Raw genomic sequence first — 18,621 nt, forward strand, 5'->3', positions numbered from 1 at the left:
ATCCTGTCTGTGCGGGCTGGTGTCAATTCGTTGCAACGCGGGGCTCGATGCCCTTTTCCTTGGCGTAGGCGGCTGCCTTTGCCTTGATGACATCGGCAAACAGCGAGGCATCGGCCTTTATCCAGTCGGTCCTTGTGTCCCAGGACTGACCGTTCCACTGGATGATCTTGGCGGCGATGGTTTCGCCCTTGTGGTTGTCGATGGAGGTTTTCAGCGGGCTGATGAGGCCTTCCGCGCCAAGCTCGGCGATCCGCTTCTGATCGATGTCGAGGTGTTCGAGCGCCCACTGGCCTTCGGCGGCGGTCAATGGCCTGTTGCCGAACTTCTTATGCCCGGTGCGCAGCGCTTCGACGAAGGTGATGGCTTCGATCACGCCGTAATTGTAGTAGACCGTGCCGAACTTCGAATTGTCCTTCAGGTCGGACTTGCCCTTGTCGAGTATCTCCGCCTTGAGCGTCTTCAAGATGCCGTAGTTGGTGCCCGGCGGGAAGACAGAGACGGCGAGGTAACCATTGGCGGCGGCACCCGCCGGGCGGGCATCGTCTTCCGAGCCGCTCCAGATATCGCCGATGATGCGATCGGCGGGGAAGCCGACGCGGGCCGCTGTCTTGATCGCCACCGGCGTCATGACGCCCCAGCCGCGCAGAAAGACCCAGTCGGCGTTTGCACGGCGGATCTGCTGCCACTGTGTCTGCTGCTGTTCGCCGGGATGCGGAACCGGGATCTGGATGTCTTCGAAGCCATATTTCTTGGAGAGGATGCCGAGCGGCTCGATCGTATCGCGGCCATAGCCGCTATCGTGATAAAGCGTCGCGATCTTCAGCCCCTTGAGCTTGTCATAGCCACCCGCCTGCTGGGCGATGTAATCGACGATGATTTGGGCTTCGCTCCAGTAATCGAACACCAATGGATACTGATAAGGGAAGACGCGGCCGTCGGTGGCGATGTTCTGGCCACCGCCAGGGCTGACGATCGGGATCTTGTCGATGCGAGCCTTGTCGGTGAGGGCGACGTCGAGACCACTCGAATGCGGGTAGATTGCCGCCGTCAGCGCGCCGTTATAGCCGTTCTTGTAGCGCTCGTAGCATTCGATGCCGCGCTCGATCGTGTAGGCCGTCTCGCATTCCTGGACCAGTATCTTGACGCCATCGACGCCGCCCTCAACCTCATTGATGTAGCGGAGATAGTCGATATTGCCGGCGCCGAACGGAATGAACGACGGAGCATAAGGCCCGGTGCGGTAGGTAAACAGCGGATAGAGCTGTTGGCCCGTGCCGTCTTCGGCGAAGGAGGCGCTGCTCATCAGCGTGACGGCCATCGCGGCAGCGGCCGCCAGCGACATGGTCTTGGTTAGCAATGACATTGTGCAACCCTTGTTTGAGTGGTTTTGGGAAAGTGACGACTGATGCTTGGGAGGAGGCGAAAGACCCGGCGCCGAGGTGCTTCGTCTGTCTGGGTTCAGTTGGATGATCGGGCCCGCGAGCGAAGGGCTTCCACGCCGCGCCTTCCCAGGCTCGACAATCCATCCGGTTCCTTGATCAGCAGCACGATGATGATCGTGCCGAAGATGATGTGCTGCAGGTTTGCCAGCGCGCCCTGATCGCCGAGGAATGACAGATCGATGATCAGCGACAGCCGGTCGAGCAGGATCGGCGTCAGCACGATGAAGGCGGCACCGAGAAAATTGCCGAAGATGGTTGCCACGCCGCCGATGATGACGATGAACAGGATCTGGAACGATTTATCGAGATTGAACGCATGCGCATCCGCGGTGCCGAGATATCCGAAGGCCCAGAGCGCGCCGGCGATGCCCAGGAAAAACGAGCTTATGCCGAAGGACAGAAGTTTGCGGCGCGCAACGCGGATGCCGATGACCGAGGCGGCGACGTCCATGTCGCGGATCGCCATCCATTCGCGGCCGACACGGCTTTTGACGATGGCGAAGGCCAGCGCGATGAGCAGCACCGTGGTTGCAATCACCAGATAGTAGCGGCCGGTGGCCGACTGGAGGTCGTAGTCGAGGATCTGCAGCCGAGGCGCCGAGATGGTCAGCGACTGGCTGTCATTCGAAAACCAGCTGAAATTGGTGAACAGCCATTCGAAGAGGAACTGGGCGCCCAGCGTCGAAGCGCCGAGATAGAAGCCCTTGATGCGCAGCGACGGCAGCCCGAAGATGACGCCGGCAATCGCCGCGATCAGACCGGCAATGATCAGAACCACCGGCAGCGGCAAGAACGGCGCGCGCAGCAGCAGATTATAGGTCGAGAAGGCGCCGATCGACATGAAGGCAGCCGAACCAATCGATACAAGCCCGGTATAACCCATCAAAAGGTTCAGTCCGATGCCGGCAAGCCCCATGATCACCGTCGGGATGATGATCGAGCTCAGCCAGTAGTCGTCGGCAATGGCCGGCACCGCAAAGGCGGCGATCAGGCCAGCGACGATGGCGAGGGTGCCAACCCCAAATGCAGGCTGGCGGAGCGGCTTGGTCGGGGCGGATTCCTGCAGCGTGGTCACGATCAGACCCTTTCGATTTCGCGGTCGCCGAACAGGCCTGCCGGACGCACCAGCAGGAAGCCGACAGCGAGGATGTAGGCAAACCAGGTGGAAACGCTGCCATTGACCAGCGGACCGACATAGATGTCGGCCAACGCCTCGGTCGCGCCGACCAGCAGGCCACCGGCGATCGCGCCTGGGATGGAGGAGAAGCCGCCGATGATGAGTACCGGCAGCGCCTTGAGTGTCACCAGCGACAGCGAATATTGCACGCCCTGGCGCGATCCCCAGACAAGGCCGGCAACCAGGGCCACGATGCCGGCGACGCTCCAGACGATGCGCCAGATGACAGGCAGGCGGATGCCGATCGACTGAGCCGCAAGCGTGTCGGAAGCCACGGCCCGAAGCGAGATGCCCATGCGTGTCTTGTTGAAAGCGATGGCCAGCGTGGCGACCAGCGTCAGCGCGATCAACGAGGCAATGATGTCGAACTGGCTGACATAGATGCCGCCGACCTGCACGGCGACATCGGGGATGCCGAGATCGAGCATGTGAACATCCATGCCCATCAGCAGTTGGGCAAACCCTTCGATGACATAGCTCAATCCCAGAGTGGCCATGAACAGGGTCAACGGATCGCGATTCCGCAACGGCCGCAGCACCAGCCACTCGATCAGGATCGCCATCGCCACCATGACAAGCGATGTGACGATGAAGGCCAGGGCAAACGGCATGCCCTTCTCGATCAGGGTGACGAAGGTCAGCGCCGCAAACAGCAGCATTGCCCCTTGCGCGAAATTGAAGACCCCGGATGCCTTGTAGATGAGCACGAAGCCGATCGCGACGAGTGAGTACATCACTCCGGCAAACAGGCCGCTGACCAATGTTTCGAAGAAATAGGACATGAGCTCCTCAGTGAACCGTGCCGAGATAGGCGGCTATCACGTCGGGGTTCTTGCGCACCTCGTCGGGTGCCCCGTCGGCGAGCTTGCGGCCGTAGTCGAGCACCACCACGTGGCTGGCGAGGTTGAGCACGATGCCGACATCGTGTTCGATCAGCACCACGGTCGAGCCGAAGACGCGATTGACCTCGCGGATCACGCGGCTCATCTCCTCCTTCTCTTCCTGGTTCATGCCGGCCATCGGTTCGTCGAGCAGCAACAGCTTCGGGCCGGCGACCAGGGCCCGGGCGAGATCGACGCGTTTTTGCAGACCGTAAGGAAGTGTCGAAACGATCCTTCCTGCATGGCGGTCGAGCCCAAGGAACGACATGGTGCGCTCGGCGCGGGCAAGGAAGCCTTGGCGCTCGGCGCCGTCCCTGCCCAGCCGGAAGATGTTTTCGAAAAAGCTCGCGTTGCCATGACGAGAGAGACCGGCCAACACGTTCTCGCGCACCGACAGGCGGCGGAACAACGCATTGTGCTGAAAGGTCCGGCCGATGCCGAGATGGGCCGCCTTCTGCGGATGGATCGCCTCGAAGCGCAGCCCGTCGAAGACAATGTCGCCGGCGTCGGCGCGGTAGACGCCATTGATGACGTTGAGAAGCGAGCTTTTGCCGGCGCCATTCGGGCCGATCAAGGCGCAGATCTCGCCCTTGGCAACGCTGAAGCTCAGCGCATTCAGTGCTCGTACGCCCTTGAAGGACAGCGACACGTCGTGGAGTTCCAGCAGCCCGGTCATCACGCGCTCACCGATTTCAGGCGGGACGCCGCAGCACGATGGGCTTCGCAGCGCTTGACGGCTTCGATGTCACGGTAGCCGTCGGCGGGATGCGTCGCAGGCAGGTAGGGCCCTTCGCCGAACAGTTTTTCACGCAACGTGCCGGGCTTGTAGGCAGTGGGGTAGACGCCGCGCTTCTGCAATTCCGGCACCAGCAAGTCGACGGCGGCCTCGAAGCTTTCGGGCGTTACCGCATAAGCAAGGTTGAAGCCGTCGACATCGGTTTCATCGACCCATTCCTGCAGGATGTCGGCGATGGTGCCGGGCGAGCCGACGAAGACCGGCCCGACGCCGCCGATGCCGCCCCACTTCGCCAGTTCCTCGACGGTCCAGGCCTTGTCCTTGCCGGCGAAATGCTCGACCATCGAAACGATGGCATTGGTCTCGACCTTCTTGAGCGCGTCGGTCGGCGCATACTGGCCGAAGTCGATGCCGCTCCAGCCGGACATGAACACCAGTGAGCCGTCATAGGACGTATAGCTCTGATACTCCTCGAAACGCTTCCGGGCCTTTTCATCCGTTTCATCGATGATCAGCGTGGTGAGGTTGTAGATCAGAACTTTCTTCGGATCGCGGCCGGCAGCAGCGGCCTTTTGGCGGATTTCGGAAACATAGGCCTTGAGCAGCGATTTGGTCGGCGCGCCGACGAAGACGCACTCGGCATGCGCAGCGGCGAAGGCCTTGCCGGGACCGGAGGCGCCCGCCTGGTAGAGCACCGGAGTCCGCTGCGGCGACGGCTCCGACAGATGGTAGCCAGGCACTTCGAAGAATTTGCCCTTATGGCCGATCTCGTGAACCTTGCTGGGGTCGGTGAAGATGCCGCGGACCGGATCACGCTGCACCGCCCCCTCTTCCCAACTGCCTTCGAACAGCTTGTAGAGCACCTCGACATACTCGGCCGCGACCTCGTAGCGGTTGTCATGGCTCTTCAAGCCAGTCTGGCCGACATTCTTGGCGCCACTTTCCAGATACGACGTGACGATGTTCCAGCCGACCCGACCCTTGGTATGGTGGTCGGCGGTCGAAAGGCGGCGGGCGAATGTGTAGGGATGTTCGAACGAGGTCGAGGCGGTAATGCCGATGCCGAGATGTTCGGTGGCAAGCGCGATCGGCGCGGCCAATTGCAAGGGATCATTGACCGGAATCTGCGCCGCCTGCTCGATCGCGTGGTAGTTCGAGCCCTTGTAGACGTCGTAATAGCCGATGACGTCGGCGATGAATATGCCGTCGAAAATACCGCGCTCGAGCGTCCGAGCCAGGTCCTGCCAGTAGTCCAGGTCCTTGTATCTCCAGGACTTGTCGCGCGGATGCTTCCAGAGGCCAGGGGATTGGTGGCCGACGCAATTCATGTCGAAAGCGTTGAAGCGAATATGCAGACCCATCCGTCACTCCTTTGATAGCCCTGTCGGGCGACAGCGGGAGAAACTAACGGCAAGCCGGTCGTCAACGAAGACAGAATATAATGTCTATGGATTATATAGAGAATTATTATTCCGCACCGGGCGCGCATCGTGGTTTTTCTCGAGACGCAGCTTGGAACACCGTAAGAGGGTGACCATGGCAAAGCTGAAAAAAGCGCGCGACGAGACCGGCGAGCCGCCGCATCAAGCGCGGCGCTGCTGAGCACAGCGGGCTCCTAAGAGCTATCGCCAACTGCAACCGGCACCAATACGCGGCAGAGATCGACTGAACTGGCGAGCGCCTTCGAGAATTTGAGGCTGTGGCCGAGTTGGAAACCACGATGACTGACGACAAGAACAAGCTTGGCTATCAGGATCGCAGCCGCGTGAGCGGCGATGAGGAATACGAGGTCGGCTATTTCGCGAGCAAATTCGGCCTGTCTATCGCTCAGGTCCGGGAGTTGATCGCAAAGCACGGCAAGACCGCAACACGTTGGAGCGTGAGGCGAAAGTCCTCAGAGGTCGGTGATGACCAAGTTATCAATCTTGGCCCTCCCACCCCTGGCAAATGCCACGGCAGCGAGCCGACCCACGGCGACACCCTCTATCCACGCCCGTATTGCGTCGATCAGTGCGATTTGCGCCAGTCAACGCGCAAGCGCCCGCGCTTTCCGCGCGCTCGGCACGAAGCTTTTTCGATCGTCGCGAAGCGTTTGCCTGCTGCTGGTTCCGTGCAGTTTCCGGAGACAAGGGGTGGCGGGTTTGCTGCTGATCAGACGATGCGCAACAGCTCGCGCAGGTGGACCGGTAATCTGGGCGAAGCCTGCAGCTCAACACAGCTCCCCTCCCATCGCTTCAGATACTCGGCGATCGGGATACCGGTACGGCCGGGCCAGCGATTGAGTGCGCCCAGTGCCTCGACGCAGTCCGGCGCGCGGTCGTATTCGGCGAGGATGGTCACCGACATCGCCTGGGCGAAAGGATTGAGGCCTGGTATTTCGATTTCGCTGCGATTGTCCGCGAACCACGCCGCGGCGTCGCCCGTGAGCCCTTGGCTGTCGGCCAGCTTGGTATAGCCTCGGATGATGTTCTGGCGATAGTCGGCAATGGCATCGCCAAAGGCGTTGTCGCCGGCGAAGGGCGGGTTCCGCTTCCAGTCTTTCGCCAGGCGGCCCAGCCCGCGCAGTGAGAAGGCTTCGACCATCGCTTCCTCGAGCCACTGGCAGGGTGGTGCCGGCTTGGCGTCGGCCTGCCAGCTGTTGGCCGTGACGTGGCCGAGCTCATGTCCGAACTGGTAGGCAAGCTTCGACCAGTCGCGCTCGCCAATATCGACGATGATCCACGCCATGCTGGTACCGTCTGCGTGCAACCAGACGGCCGGGGATCCCGAAGGGTGCTCGTCGACGCGCAGCCGCGTCGGCTGGCGGTCCGAGACGAGGCGCACGCCGTCCAAGCAGGCGTGCCGCATGCGCTCGATGACTTGATCGGCCGCGCGCGGAAGCATGTGGCCCCAATCGCCGGCGAGCTCGATCGGGGCGGTGAGGAGGGATGGAGACGGGGTAGTCGGTGCCATGGTCACGTTGCTCTCCCCGAGGGCGTCCGGATCCGACAACGCGGCAGAAATCAGGACTCCGGCCGCTGAGCCCGCCAAGAGTCTAACGAAATCTCGTCGTCGCACTTCGATTCCTGATGTCCGCCATCCAGAAACAAAATACCATGCTAACATGCTAATATGTATCGCCGAAGGCTATGAAAATGGATGACATTATCGGAACGGGCAAGGCTATCTTTTCGCAAACCTACAATGGCGATGATCTTTCAAGCTGGCAGGTGGCGCATGAGATGTCCACTCGCCTGGAAGACGGAGCTCTCGTTGTCTCAGATACCGAACGGCACAGCTGGCATCTCCTGCGCCTATACGATTCAGCCGTTCTCTTCAGAATCGTTAGAATGAAATGCCGACTGAAATTCTGCAGGACAGCTACCGCTAATTTCTACATCCATCACTATGGTTCTCTGGACATCGCAGAAATCTCCCCAGATGGCACCATAGTCAACGACGGTATTAGCAATAACGTCTCGATCAACACAATCTCCGACGGCTTGTTCGATGTCGAGGTGACGTTTCTGTGCTGCCATCCAACACTGTCAATTGGCTGCTCCAATAACCGCCAGCCTGTCTATTCTGGCACCGGACGCGAGCAGTTTGTCCTCATGAGCGTGGTGGTTGAGACGTTTGACGCATATACTGAATTGTCTCGTATGCCGGCGGAGGAGCGCATTACGCTCGTCGATGTCGGAGGCCAAGGGGGCTTACAACTCAAGTGGATGCTGAGAGCCGACCAGATTATGCCGGTGGTCTTCGAACCCATATCGTCGGAGGCGGCGGCGATACGGCAAACCCTTGGTCGAATTCCCGGCTCTCAGGTAATAGAGAAAGCGCTGGCGCATACAACGGGCGTTCACAAACTCTATATCACAGCGGACACGAGCTGCTCCTCATTGAGGGAACCAAATTTCGAACTGTTGCAACAGTATTCCGTAGCTCCGATTTTCTCCGTGGTTGGCACACAAGAGACCAACTGCGTTCGATATGACGATTTGTTCCGAATGCAGGCCACTCCATCGCCAGACGTAGTTAAGATCGATGTTCAAGGTTTTGAATATGAAGTACTTCTGGGTTTTGGGCACCTTCTCGAAAATTGCATGGCAATTGAGTTGGAGACGCATGTGGTCCCTATTTACAAAGGACAGAAGCTACTTGGTGATATAATAGACATACTAACTTATTTTGGATTTTCTCTGCGACAGATCAATAAAATACCAAATTTTGACGGTGACGCCGTCGAATTTGACGCGCTCTTTACGAAGAGGCGCGATAGGGCAATCGCTTTTTCCGAACCGGCGAAGCGTAAATTTGCTAGAATTACCCACGTCTTGGGACTTGATCCATACTTTTGACCGATGTGTCTGTAGGTTCAGTCGAACAAGTGCCGAATTTATGGCGTTCAGTTCGTAGCATGTGAGTACGAAGGATGCGGTACGCAAAAAGAGAAGGTCTATCGTAGTGATGTCAGAGATTCACGTCATTAATCTTGATCGCAGCGTGGAACGTTTAGAGATATTTCGCCGACGCAACGCGCATCTTAAAAATGTTCACAGATATCCGGGGATAGACGGTCGAACACTGAATCGCGATCAACTTGTGGAGCAAAACATTATTACGTCGGACCTTGACTACACGGCCGGCAGCTTGGGCTGTGCGCTCTCGCACGTCGCGCTTTGGAAGGAAGCTGTCGACCGGAATGAGCCTATGACCGTGGCCGAGGACGATGCGATCTTCTCTCATCACTTTGAGTCGCACATGCGCTCCCTGTTGTTAAATGTTCGAACCGATTGGGACTTTATCCTGTGGAGCGCAAGTCTACCCTGTTACGCCTGGTTAGACGCGCTTCCGGGCGGAACCGGAGCCAGACTCCAGTTCTTCACAGGCGAAGTCATGACTCATATTGAGGAGTTTCAAAGTGCCGAAACCGAACCCGCTCTGCTTCGAGCGCGCCATCTCTTGGGTCTTCAGTGCTATTCGATTTCGCCAAAGGGCGCGCGCGCACTGCTTGACTGGTGTTTTCCGATAAGGCCAATGCTCGTTGATTTCACGGGCTTTGGGGTGCGGCTAAACAACACCGGCATTGACTGTGTTACAAGCGGGCTGATGCCATCACTCAAGGCGTATACTTGCCTGCCGCCGCTGGTGATTACCGATGACAGAGCCGAAGACTCTGTGCGCGTCAACACTTAAGACGCGAGCCGAAATTGAAATGTCCCGCTCTTTCGTTGAGAAAGTAGTATTTTGCGTATGACTAAACAGAGATTACCTAAGAGCTTTGTGTCATTGCGTCCCACTTAGATCGACTCGCTTCGCAGATTTGGTCACTGGCGTCCCTATGCGATTCAATCTCAAGCAGTGCGCTACGAACTTCGTCAGCGCTTACGATCGCGAGTGCAGGATCACGATCATCGGTTCCAAAGCTAATGATTAGATGTGTCCCAGCGACGTTCCATGCCAAGCCGGCGGCGAACTCGCTAGCCACTCTCTTGAAAAAGAAACGGAGCGTTAGCCGGGCAAGACGGTTGTTTGCGTCTAGCCAAATAAACCGATGGAAATAGTTTCGTCGCGATCCCGAAAGTTCCCATTCGTGGATCAGCATCAGCCGCCCGTCATCTAGGGGGATAGTCTGGGTTCCTCCTCTAAAATTCTCAGCTGCAATCGCGGCCTTCTCTTCAAATAACGTTTCGCCCCTTTCAGTTATGATCCGAGTTGGATCCACGGAGTAGATGAGCCGCAGCTCGTCACCGAGCACCTGCGGCATCCAATTCTTCTCCCATTGCGGAGACGTTCCCGATGGCAACACCTGCCAGTTTGAAAGCACATATTCGCTTGCGGACGTCACGTCTATGCGCGCGAGTACCATCTCCGCTCGCCCCTCCGTGTTAAGCTGACGTACCGATGACAGGCACCAGAGCTGGTTACGCCAGACAAGAGGCCGAGGATCCTCGAAGCCGAGCGAATCGAGATGAAGCGGTTGAGGCATATCTTCGGGGGGGAGCACTACACTTGAGGATATGACATTGAGTTGCTCATCAAGGCGCAACAACAAGGTGCGTTGGCGGAACGAAGTGTCCCCGTGGCGATCAAAATAGCCGCTCTCCAAATGGTCATAATTAACCGCGCGAACCAAAATTACAAAACCGGCACCGTCGCGCGCCACAGAAACATTTCCCGGTTTGTAACCTTCTGGAGCGACAATAGGCAGCTGATGGAAGCAAATAGAAGGGAAGTATCTATCTGCGCGTTCCGCGTACCACTTATAATTGAATCGGGAAAGGTTTCTAACAGAAGCGGGAATCGCTGGATCCATTGAAAGCCAATTGCAGACCCGCCTTCCGCGCTCTTTCTGGGTAGAGTCGTTTGAGTATGTAGCAGCAATTGTAAAGGTTTCTTTCAAACCCGTCAGATAGATTTGAGGCTCAACGCCAACACTGTCAGATTCGGGGATCCCGAGACAAAGACCTGCTTCGGCGTACCCGACGGCGATGTCTCCTCGTGACTGGCGTAGATAGTGGCGCGCCAAAGTGTAAAGTGGCTCCGCACGGTGAGGCCGGGCGCGAAACGCCTCCAGCGCCCTCTTCACGAACTGATCCTCATCGTCAGCGTGCAGGCAGTTTGCCATCTGCCAGCGGGCGTACCACCTCTCTTCAGGCGAGGTCGCCGTTCGCGCCCATCGGCAAAAGATCACCGCGGCTTGAAATACCAGACCACTGTCGCGATATCGCTGCGCTAATTGCTGCCATGCGGAAGAGGCTGCGTCTACGGACACTCTTCCTTCTAGCAACGAAGAGAACTCACGCTCAACTGAGCCAGTCTTCGCCTCAGCCGCGATTTGTTCCATTGGTCGGATCAGGTAATTTTTGATAACAGAGTACCGTTTGTATTCGTCCACGAGCTGATACGATGATTGTTCGCACCACTCGACAAAATCTTGTATTCTGCGGTCCCAAACCTCGACAAATATAACTGGGCGACTATTCGCTATGGTCAGTCGGAGTCCTGACAATATCTCAATCTCCATACCTTCGACATCGAGCTTTATGAATCCAACCGATTCGCCTGAAAGCAATTCGTCTCCACTGACAGCGCAAATTTCTCCAGAAGAATCATCTGAGTAGACGGTGTGCCCAAGGTTGTTTGGATCTGATGTAGTCTTTCTAAGGCGTAATGTTTTATCTGATAGCGCAATACCCAAAAATGACAAATCAACGTTAGTACATTTGTTAATAGCAATGTTCTTCTTAAGAATTTCAGTGGCAATATTATTTGGCTCTATCGGTATTATTCTCTTAGATTTCAGAATAATTGAGGCAAATATCGTATGATTTCCTATATTTGCGCCGATATCGACGAATGTACCCGAACGGTCTCTAAAATTTCTTCTTATAATCTCAAGCTCTTCTTGTTCATAGAATTCCCCATTATAGTGATGTTTCATTATTTCGTCGTCTTTATTATTTATAAAAAACTTTATTTTATTTCCATCTATGCTTGTAGATACTGTTGTGCCATTTGGCCCTACCTCGCGCAGCGGGATTGGAGTAGTCAACTGCTCTGCAAGCTTTGCTCGCAGATTCACAAAGAAACTGAGGTTGTTTTTCAGCCGCTCATTGCGCTGGTCGAGGTCGAGTGCGTTTTGTCCCCATTCGACAGCGCGATCCATCGCGTTGAGGTGCCACGATGCAATTGCGCCCAGGTCGAATAGCCGAAAACCCCAGCAATTCGCGTCGTCCAGATAGCTCCCGGTGCGGTAAGTCTTCTCGATCCCATTGGTGCAGGCCCAGAAGAGATTCAGCCAGTCGGCCTTGCCATGAAGTTCCTCTGCGAGATCGAGCCAGATCTCGCGTCGGTGCGGCGCTTCCATCCGGGCCTTGTCCAGCCAGGACAATCTCTGCTCCGGCCGCATGCGCGCGATGTAACGCATCGCCTCGGAGCGTTCATCCGCCCACTTGCTTGTCGGCAATGCAAGGTAGCGCTCAAGCAGTTGAACGGCCCGCTCTTGTTGGTTGGCCCACATCAAGTCCCGCCCTAGCCAGAAACAAATCTGCGCGTCGTCGGGGTCTTCCTTGTGTGCCACCTCCATCAGCGGCAGGTAGCTGCTCCTCGTTGGCTTGGCGAGGTCCTGAACCTCGGACATGACAATGTCGCTGCTGTTCGCCGTGACCTCCCTTTCTCCAGTGAAGACCAGAGCTTCGTGGACGGGCCGCCTGAAGCGATATCCCCAGCGATGATGAAAGTTTTTCGCCGGCCAGTTGCGAAGTGGGGTCGGGTCATCGACGCTCGCTCTGTACACTGTCTGGCAATAAAGGGCTGTCGTCTCGGGCGTCCAGGCCGCTTCGAGCTTCGGCCGCCAGCCGGGCTCGAGAAACCGGTCCATGTCCATTGTGCAGCAGACATCGACGTCGGGCGGGATCAGTGCCATGGCGGCGTTGCGGGCATCGTCGAAACGCCATGGGCGGACCGCTATCCGGTGCACGGTAACGCCGGCAGCGGTCAGCCGCTCCACCGTGTCATCTGTGCTGCCAGTATCGACCACAATACGATAGTCGGCGTCGACGGCCGAATTGGCCCAGCGCTCGGCGTTTGCGGCCTCGTTCAGGGCGATGGTGTAGACCGCGACTTTCAATCAAGCCTCCTTCACTCACGCGCTGGTTCAAGACCTCGCCTGGCGGACATGCCCGACGCGCCTTTGCGGATAGCCACCAGGCCACCGAGCAATTTCGCCCGATTCAACTCATAATGGCTGTCGAAGAACAGAACCTCGGCGAACTGACCGGCAAGCGCGCTCACACCCAGCGGATCGACCGAGCGGGCCGCGCCATACTCCCTGATTTCGCGCAGCAAGGTCTTGGTCAGCGTGATCCTGCCGAGGTCCTCGCCGGGCGGCTGCCAGTCGAGGTCTTCTAGAAAATACCACCCACCCTCGGCGAGCAGCGGGAAGAACTCGCGGAGCGTCAGCTGCTCGTCGAACGAGGCGTGGCTGCCGTCGTCGATGATCACGTCGAACGACTGCGGCTCGAGGTTTGCAGCGACCCCACGCAAATCGTCCAGTTTGGATTGGTCGCCGACGAACGACTTGAACCGTTCATTGTTGAGCCGCGAAAAATCCGTGAGGTCGACGCCGACCACCTGGCAAAACGGGAAATAGCTCTGCCATAGCGCGACCGAAGGTGTTTCGCTCTGGTTGTCCGCCAACCTGCGGCAAAGCCCGATTTCCATTAGCCGCCGCATGACCAGCCGTCGGCTCGACAGCAGGCGATCGTAGATCCGGGCATAGGCGTGTCGGTTGCCGGTGTGCCGGTTCTTGTCGGTGTTGAAGCGGTCGGCGAGATTTGTGAGTGTGGGAAAGCTCTCGATCGGGCTGATCAGCGACGAGATCAATGGCGCCCCTTCGCCGCCCGGCCGGGCCTCGTTGCGTGCCGTCCACAGATGGATGCCGAACACACGGTCATCGTTCAGATAGTCGGCCAATTCCCCAATCGGCTTCTCGAACCGGTCGATCTCATTCCAATCGATGGTGTTGAAGAACATCGGGCTGAACACCCATTCCCGCAGTTCGGCTCCCGCGTCGGAGGCAATGTAGTCGGACAGCAGCTTGGGGCCGATGTCTCCGAATTCCTTGCCGTGTGCTGCGTGAAAGCGGTCGATAGACAACTCGTACAGCGCCCTCAGATGACTGCTGTAGGGCCTGGCATAGATGACGTTGCCGCAAACAAAATGACCTTTGTGCGATCCGCGCCATTGCAGATTGAAGAAATGATCGCCGCGAAACGGGAACGGCCGCAGCAGGATGACGTCTGAATCCATCCATAGCCCGCCATGCTCGTAGAGCAGGGCGTAGCGGAAGATATCGCTGAAATACCTGATCTCGGAGCCGGCGACGATCCGCTCGAACAAGGCCCGCGGCATGACGTCGTCGGCATTGCGGACTTCGATCCCGTGCGCGACGAGGAACTCCAGCTTCTCCGGTGCGTAGCTCCATACCCGCACCGGATGGCCCGCTGCCCGCATCGAGGTCGTGGCCGCGACCAAGGTACGATGCTCGGCCTTGTCGGACATCACCTGGTAAAAACAGTTGATCTGCGGAAGCGCTGTGTCGTCGCTGCCAAGGAAGCGGGAAATCCGCGTGTCGAACTGGCGCGATCGTTCCCGCCGTTGCAGCGGAGAATCGACCTCGCGCAGAAACGGCGCGAGTTCATGAAAGATTTCGTCTGTCGACTTGATTCCGCTGGCGCCGAGGTCCTTGCCTTCCGACGCCGTCTGGCTGGCATCACCCATGGCCCCATCGTCTTCAGCGCGGTCAGGCTTGATCCCTGCTTTCGTTGGCGGGCTGCTGTGCCCACCGGCCGGCGTGAGCCTCGACGCTGTATCAGCCACACCCGATGGCAGGCCATTCACATCCTCCAGCAGCGACCTCACCTCCGCCTCTTCGACGGTGGCGATCCAGGACTCACTATCGGTGACGCTGTAGGAAATCAGTAAACGCCTTTCGTCCGGGTGCCACGCCAGCCCGGCAGCGAATTCAACGCCCTTTTTGTCGAAGAAGAACGGACGACTTACCTTTCGCAAGGTGTCGGCATCGTCGAACCAGACGAACCGATGCAGGTAGTAACGCCGCTTCTCCGCGGCCCGCCACTGGACTTCATGAATCAAGGCAAGCCATCCGCCTGCGAAGGCGATGAGCTGGGTTCCACCCCTGAAACTCTGGGCGGCAATCGCGGGAGAAGTCTCGCTGAGAGTCGAGCCCTGCTCGTCCACAATCCGGGTGGGGTCGCAGAGGTAGATGAACTGCAGCGTCTCTGCCCCTACCCCCGTCCTGCCGGGCTTGACTTGCGGCATCCAATTCTTCTCGTGCACCCGCTGTCCTGCCGGATGGAGCACGCGCCAGTCAGTCAGCCGGCAGGCGCCACTCTCGTCGATGCGCGCGACGACCTGCTCGCACCACCCCTCCTCTGTCAGCTCACGCAGGCACGAAACGCCCCACAGCGCATCGCGCCAAGCGAACAGGCGCATGTCCTCGAATCCGAGAACCCGGCCGTTGGCGGGTTCCGGCATGTCGACCGGCGGCAAAATCTCGCTTGCGGACTGGATGGCAAGTTCGTCATTCAATCGGAGCAGGAAATTGCGCGTGTGAACCGGAGCTCCGCCCGGCGTGTCGTATTGCAGGTTGTCTTCGGCCAGGGTGTAGTTAACCGTCCGCTGCAAAAACACGATCTGGTCGCCCAATCGAGCCACCGACGGGTTCGATGGCCGATAGCCATCGGGCGCCGTGAAGCCGACCGGACGCGCGCTGAAGGTCGGCATCATTGTCTTGGCGGGCTGCACATAGAAGAACAGGTTGGACCACGCCAGCTGCCTCGGTCCGTCGTCGATTGTCCGGTTCAGCGCCAGCCAGTTGCAGGCTGCGAAACCACGGTCCTTGCGCACGGGATCGCGGGCATAGTTTGCCGCGATCGCAAACTCCTCCATCAGGCCCGTTGTATAGATGTAATCCTCGATAAACAGGATGTCCTGCTCCGGTCGCTTGATCGCCAGCCCCGCTTCCGAAAACAGTTGACTGGCATCATTCATCCCCTTGTCGCGGTAGAACCGGGCCAAGTCATAGAGCGGCTCGGCACGTTGCGGCCGTTGATTGAAGGCGGCAAGCGCCTGCTCAATGAAGCCTGGCTCGTCGCCGAGTTTGCGCAGGCAGCGAGCCCCCTGCAGGCGGGCGTTCCACGCCTCCTCGTCCCAGCCGCCCATGGCGGCGCGTTTGGCGTAGGCCACCGCGGCCTCCGCGGTCCGCCCGGCATCGCGATAGGATTGCGCCAGGTAGAACCAGTAGCGCTGATTTTCCGGATCCTTTTCGAGGGCCTCCAGCAGAAGCTTCGCATCACGTTCGAATTTGTCGACGCGGTTCGATCCGCTGGCGTGGTCCTTGTACCAGGCACCGCGTAGCTCCTGCACGCCCTCGGGCACGTCGAGATATTCGTGGGTCACACCGTAATAGCGCGCGCCGGCGTCGCGCCTGACCAGGCGCGTGTTCCAATAGGCCAAGCCGGAATCCGACCGCTGCAGCAACCGGTAGCCCGCACCGTCGAGCCGCGATCGGAAGCCCGTGTCCTCGACCATCAGCTCCATGTCGGCGTCGTCAAACAGCAGATAGTCGTAGGCGAGTGGCGAGGCATAGGCGTGATCGAGCGCTGCGTTGCGCGCCTGCTCGAAATTGTGGAATGGGAATTCGTGCAGCTCGCCGGGCAGGCTGCGGGCTGCGAAGAACGATTTGATGAAATCCTGGGTCCCGTCAGTCGAGCCGGTATCGCCGATGACCCAGCAGTCGATGTGGTCGACAACGGCCCCGAGACAGCGTTGAAGGTTCGCCATCTCGTTCTTGACGATCATGTTGAGGCAGAGCCGCTTGCCGTTTGTCATTCGTGATCCATCGGCCCTCAATGTGACTGTCGGCGATAGGGACGGTTCGCGTGTCATCGCGCCTTGCCGGACCCGTTTCGATGCGGATTTGCCAAGCCTCGATCGCTCATGCCTTCCCCCCGCTGTCGCTGTCCACTTGCCAGTCCGGCTACGCAACAGCTTCTATTTTCCAAAGATCCGATCATTCCTTCTCACGGATCATACAGGTCGTCCTCTGGAAACCGCGTTTAACCTTATCCATCATGGTTAGCAGCGAGCCGTCGCGCCAGCAGGCGGCAACCGCTACCGTGAAGGGATCGTGCCCGAACTGCAACCGCCGGCATCTGCCACTTCCGTCCCGTTGACCGGTTTAGGTTGTGTATTTCGGCGCCATTTGCAGGCTGCCGTCAAGGTTGAGGCACCCACATCCGCTGGCAAATTGCCAACCCGTCCGGCGTCGCCTGGGAGCGCCATCGCCGATGGGTTTGCATGGAAGATGGCGGCCTTCAACTGCGGCCTGAAGCAGGCGCGATTGCAGGAAGACCTATTAAGCATATGATTTTCATAACGATTCTCTCACCCAGCCCGCTGCTATTGCTACAGCGGCACTACCCTGCCTTCAGTTAATTTAGTAGTTGCTTAATTTATAGTTTACAATTTGCTAATTTTAGAATTTACTAAAACAAGGTGTTGAGGGGCGCCCGCAGTTTGGACGGCCGAATGCCGGAATGTCTGCGAAATTCTTTCTCAGGGAGTTGAGTTAGAAGGGTCTGGGTTATCAAGGACGTTTCGCGGATTGGAAGGCGCGTCCACCGGGCGCGCTAATTGTATGTCGCGACCATGTCCCCCCTTGGTTTGGAGGCGGACAGCTTCCCATTCCCTTGAGAATTGTCGCCGAGGCATCGGCGCCATCGTTGACGGGAGTGGGTGTTGAGTCGAGTCTTGCCACGTGCGCACGGGAGGGGTGTAGAGCCTCGGTTCGGCTGGCCGCAAAACCATCAGGCGGCCGATCGCCCGGATATCCGGTTCGGTGAGCACCAATATGCGCGCGACGCAGACCCCGCCGCGCTGGACGCAACCGGCCATCAGCCTGAACCCAGCCTAAACCAGACCGGCTTCGCCATCGGCAGCGTCTGCGAACTCGGCGCCGACCCCGCAGTGACTTCGATTGTCGCAGATCACTTGTCGTTGAACGTCATTCATTTGAAGGACGACGGGCTTCCAGTCCCGGAGTTTCCTGACGGTCCGACGCCGAGCCTTCGGCGTAGCCTGGAGGGATTGCGTAGTGGGTGGGATGATATCGCCTGCCGACCGGTGGTGCCGTGGTGCAGCACCCCGTTTCGGACGGCGCAAATCCATTTGCAGACAAGCGCTGGAAACGATCGGCCAGACGCTGCAACCGATGCTTTGGACATCGGCGGCCACCCCTTCATGGCGGTTGCCGGCGGCTCACGGCGGGGTCGTCCACGCTTCGCTGATCCGCCCCACGATGCGGCGCCGTTCGATGCCACGACGCCGCCAACCCGACGCCGCCAACCCGACAGAGACTATCCGCCAGCTCGATCCCGCCGACGACCTCGTCCGGCGCAGCCGATCGGCGGCGACTGAAAATTGAGAGTGACGACAGAAAAACGCCGCGGCGCATTCGTCGCTGACCAGGGAGAGTATTATGAGCTACATAGCAGGGTTTGCTGTCATGGAAGTAGCCGTTAGAGGCGTCTTGCCCATCGGCGACACGACCGAAAATGTGCCTTATTTTATCCTGGACACCGCCAAGAGCGCCATCGTCGGTCAGGTCATTCTTCCCAAGACCGCCAAGCGAAGCCTCGCCGTCGCTGTCACCGTCAAGGTTCCGGCCGCAGCCGGCTCATTTGCGATTGGCACGTTTGACGATGGCGGGAATTTCCAGGCCTGCAGCTTCCTCCGCGTAGAGAGCCCCGCTGTCGACCGTCCCGACGGCGCCGTCGGCCCGTCAGGAAGATGACCGCCCAACCTCCTTGTCGTTGT

The 18,621-nt window shown here is 58.5% G+C and carries 11 protein-coding genes and 2 pseudogenes; 4 read left to right on the forward strand and 9 right to left on the reverse strand.

Annotated elements, in window-relative coordinates; all coding sequences use genetic code 11:
* Positions 1–22: 22 nt before the first annotated feature.
* From CKW40_RS01255 to CKW40_RS01275, 5 genes are all read right to left on the reverse strand, one after another.
* Positions 23–1,363 carry an ABC transporter substrate-binding protein gene (locus CKW40_RS01255; RefSeq protein ID WP_095198133.1) on the reverse strand — a complete coding sequence of 447 codons (1,341 nt, stop codon included), beginning with the start codon at positions 1,361–1,363 and terminating at the stop codon, positions 23–25.
* A 95-nt stretch (positions 1,364–1,458) separates the two neighbouring features.
* Complete coding sequence (locus tag CKW40_RS01260; RefSeq protein ID WP_439330949.1) at positions 1,459–2,508, reverse strand: branched-chain amino acid ABC transporter permease; 1,050 nt, start codon at positions 2,506–2,508, stop codon at positions 1,459–1,461.
* An 11-nt stretch (positions 2,509–2,519) separates the two neighbouring features.
* On the reverse strand, positions 2,520–3,401 hold the full coding sequence (locus CKW40_RS01265) for a branched-chain amino acid ABC transporter permease (RefSeq protein ID WP_095198135.1): 882 nt from the start codon (positions 3,399–3,401) through the stop codon (positions 2,520–2,522).
* A gap of 7 nt (positions 3,402–3,408) precedes the next feature.
* Positions 3,409–4,176 carry an ABC transporter ATP-binding protein gene (locus CKW40_RS01270; RefSeq protein ID WP_095198136.1) on the reverse strand — a complete coding sequence of 256 codons (768 nt, stop codon included), beginning with the start codon at positions 4,174–4,176 and terminating at the stop codon, positions 3,409–3,411.
* Positions 4,176–5,597, reverse strand: a complete 1,422-nt coding sequence (locus CKW40_RS01275; protein WP_095198137.1) for an LLM class flavin-dependent oxidoreductase — start codon at positions 5,595–5,597, stop codon at positions 4,176–4,178. Before CKW40_RS01275 ends, CKW40_RS01270 begins: the two co-directional genes overlap by 1 nt.
* Positions 5,598–5,956: 359 nt before the next feature.
* Between CKW40_RS01275 and CKW40_RS45915 the strand changes: the two are divergent.
* Positions 5,957–6,046 (forward strand): annotated as a pseudogene (locus CKW40_RS45915) (DUF3606 domain-containing protein); the annotation flags it as partial.
* A 341-nt stretch (positions 6,047–6,387) separates the two neighbouring features.
* Here CKW40_RS45915 and CKW40_RS01285 read toward each other — a convergent pair.
* Positions 6,388–7,188, reverse strand: coding sequence for a hypothetical protein (locus tag CKW40_RS01285; protein ID WP_244571066.1), 801 nt, complete (start codon positions 7,186–7,188; stop codon positions 6,388–6,390).
* 182 nt (positions 7,189–7,370) lie between these two features.
* Here CKW40_RS01285 and CKW40_RS01290 point away from each other — a divergent pair, with 182 nt between their 5' ends.
* Together CKW40_RS01290 and CKW40_RS01295 are read left to right on the forward strand one after the other, a co-directional pair.
* Positions 7,371–8,576, forward strand: a complete 1,206-nt coding sequence (locus CKW40_RS01290; protein WP_179297785.1) for an FkbM family methyltransferase — start codon at positions 7,371–7,373, stop codon at positions 8,574–8,576.
* Between the two features lie 109 nt (positions 8,577–8,685).
* Positions 8,686–9,414, forward strand: coding sequence for a glycosyltransferase family 25 protein (locus tag CKW40_RS01295; protein ID WP_143748224.1), 729 nt, complete (start codon positions 8,686–8,688; stop codon positions 9,412–9,414).
* Positions 9,415–9,490: 76 nt separating this feature from the next.
* Here the strand turns inward: CKW40_RS01295 and CKW40_RS01300 are convergent, their stop codons facing one another.
* The 3 genes and pseudogenes from CKW40_RS01300 to CKW40_RS45715 all read right to left on the reverse strand — a co-directional run.
* A complete protein-coding gene (locus CKW40_RS01300; protein WP_095198140.1) occupies positions 9,491–12,850 on the reverse strand; it encodes an FkbM family methyltransferase in 3,360 nt (1,119 codons plus the stop codon).
* Between the two features lie 11 nt (positions 12,851–12,861).
* On the reverse strand, positions 12,862–16,344 hold the full coding sequence (locus CKW40_RS01305) for a glycosyltransferase (RefSeq protein WP_143748225.1): 3,483 nt from the start codon (positions 16,342–16,344) through the stop codon (positions 12,862–12,864).
* A gap of 48 nt (positions 16,345–16,392) precedes the next feature.
* Positions 16,393–16,692: pseudogene (locus CKW40_RS45715) on the reverse strand (hypothetical protein); the annotation flags it as partial.
* Positions 16,693–18,283: 1,591 nt separating this feature from the next.
* On the opposite strand from CKW40_RS45715, the gene CKW40_RS01310 reads away from it, so the two are divergent.
* Positions 18,284–18,598, forward strand: coding sequence for a hypothetical protein (locus CKW40_RS01310; RefSeq protein ID WP_143748227.1), 315 nt, complete (start codon positions 18,284–18,286; stop codon positions 18,596–18,598).
* The last annotated feature ends 23 nt before the right edge of the window (positions 18,599–18,621 follow it).

The sequence above is a fragment of the Mesorhizobium carmichaelinearum genome (assembly GCF_900199455.1).
Taxonomy (GTDB): Bacteria; Pseudomonadota; Alphaproteobacteria; order Rhizobiales; family Rhizobiaceae; genus Mesorhizobium; species Mesorhizobium carmichaelinearum.

Excerpts from the sequence above, each read along its gene's own strand:
- CKW40_RS01275 (WP_095198137.1), bottom strand. The coding sequence starts at position 5,597 with ATGGGTCTGCATATTCGCTTCAACGCTTTCGACATGAATTGCGTCGGC.
- CKW40_RS01255 (WP_095198133.1), bottom strand. The coding sequence starts at position 1,363 with ATGTCATTGCTAACCAAGACCATGTCGCTGGCGGCCGCTGCCGCGATG.
- CKW40_RS01310 (WP_143748227.1), top strand. The coding sequence starts at position 18,284 with ATGAGCTACATAGCAGGGTTTGCTGTCATGGAAGTAGCCGTTAGAGGC.
- CKW40_RS01290 (WP_179297785.1), top strand. The coding sequence starts at position 7,371 with ATGGATGACATTATCGGAACGGGCAAGGCTATCTTTTCGCAAACCTAC.
- CKW40_RS01305 (WP_143748225.1), bottom strand. The coding sequence starts at position 16,344 with ATGGAGCTGATGGTCGAGGACACGGGCTTCCGATCGCGGCTCGACGGT.
- CKW40_RS01265 (WP_095198135.1), bottom strand. The coding sequence starts at position 3,401 with ATGTCCTATTTCTTCGAAACATTGGTCAGCGGCCTGTTTGCCGGAGTG.
- CKW40_RS01295 (WP_143748224.1), top strand. The coding sequence starts at position 8,686 with ATGTCAGAGATTCACGTCATTAATCTTGATCGCAGCGTGGAACGTTTA.
- CKW40_RS01270 (WP_095198136.1), bottom strand. The coding sequence starts at position 4,176 with ATGACCGGGCTGCTGGAACTCCACGACGTGTCGCTGTCCTTCAAGGGC.
- CKW40_RS01285 (WP_244571066.1), bottom strand. The coding sequence starts at position 7,188 with ATGGCACCGACTACCCCGTCTCCATCCCTCCTCACCGCCCCGATCGAG.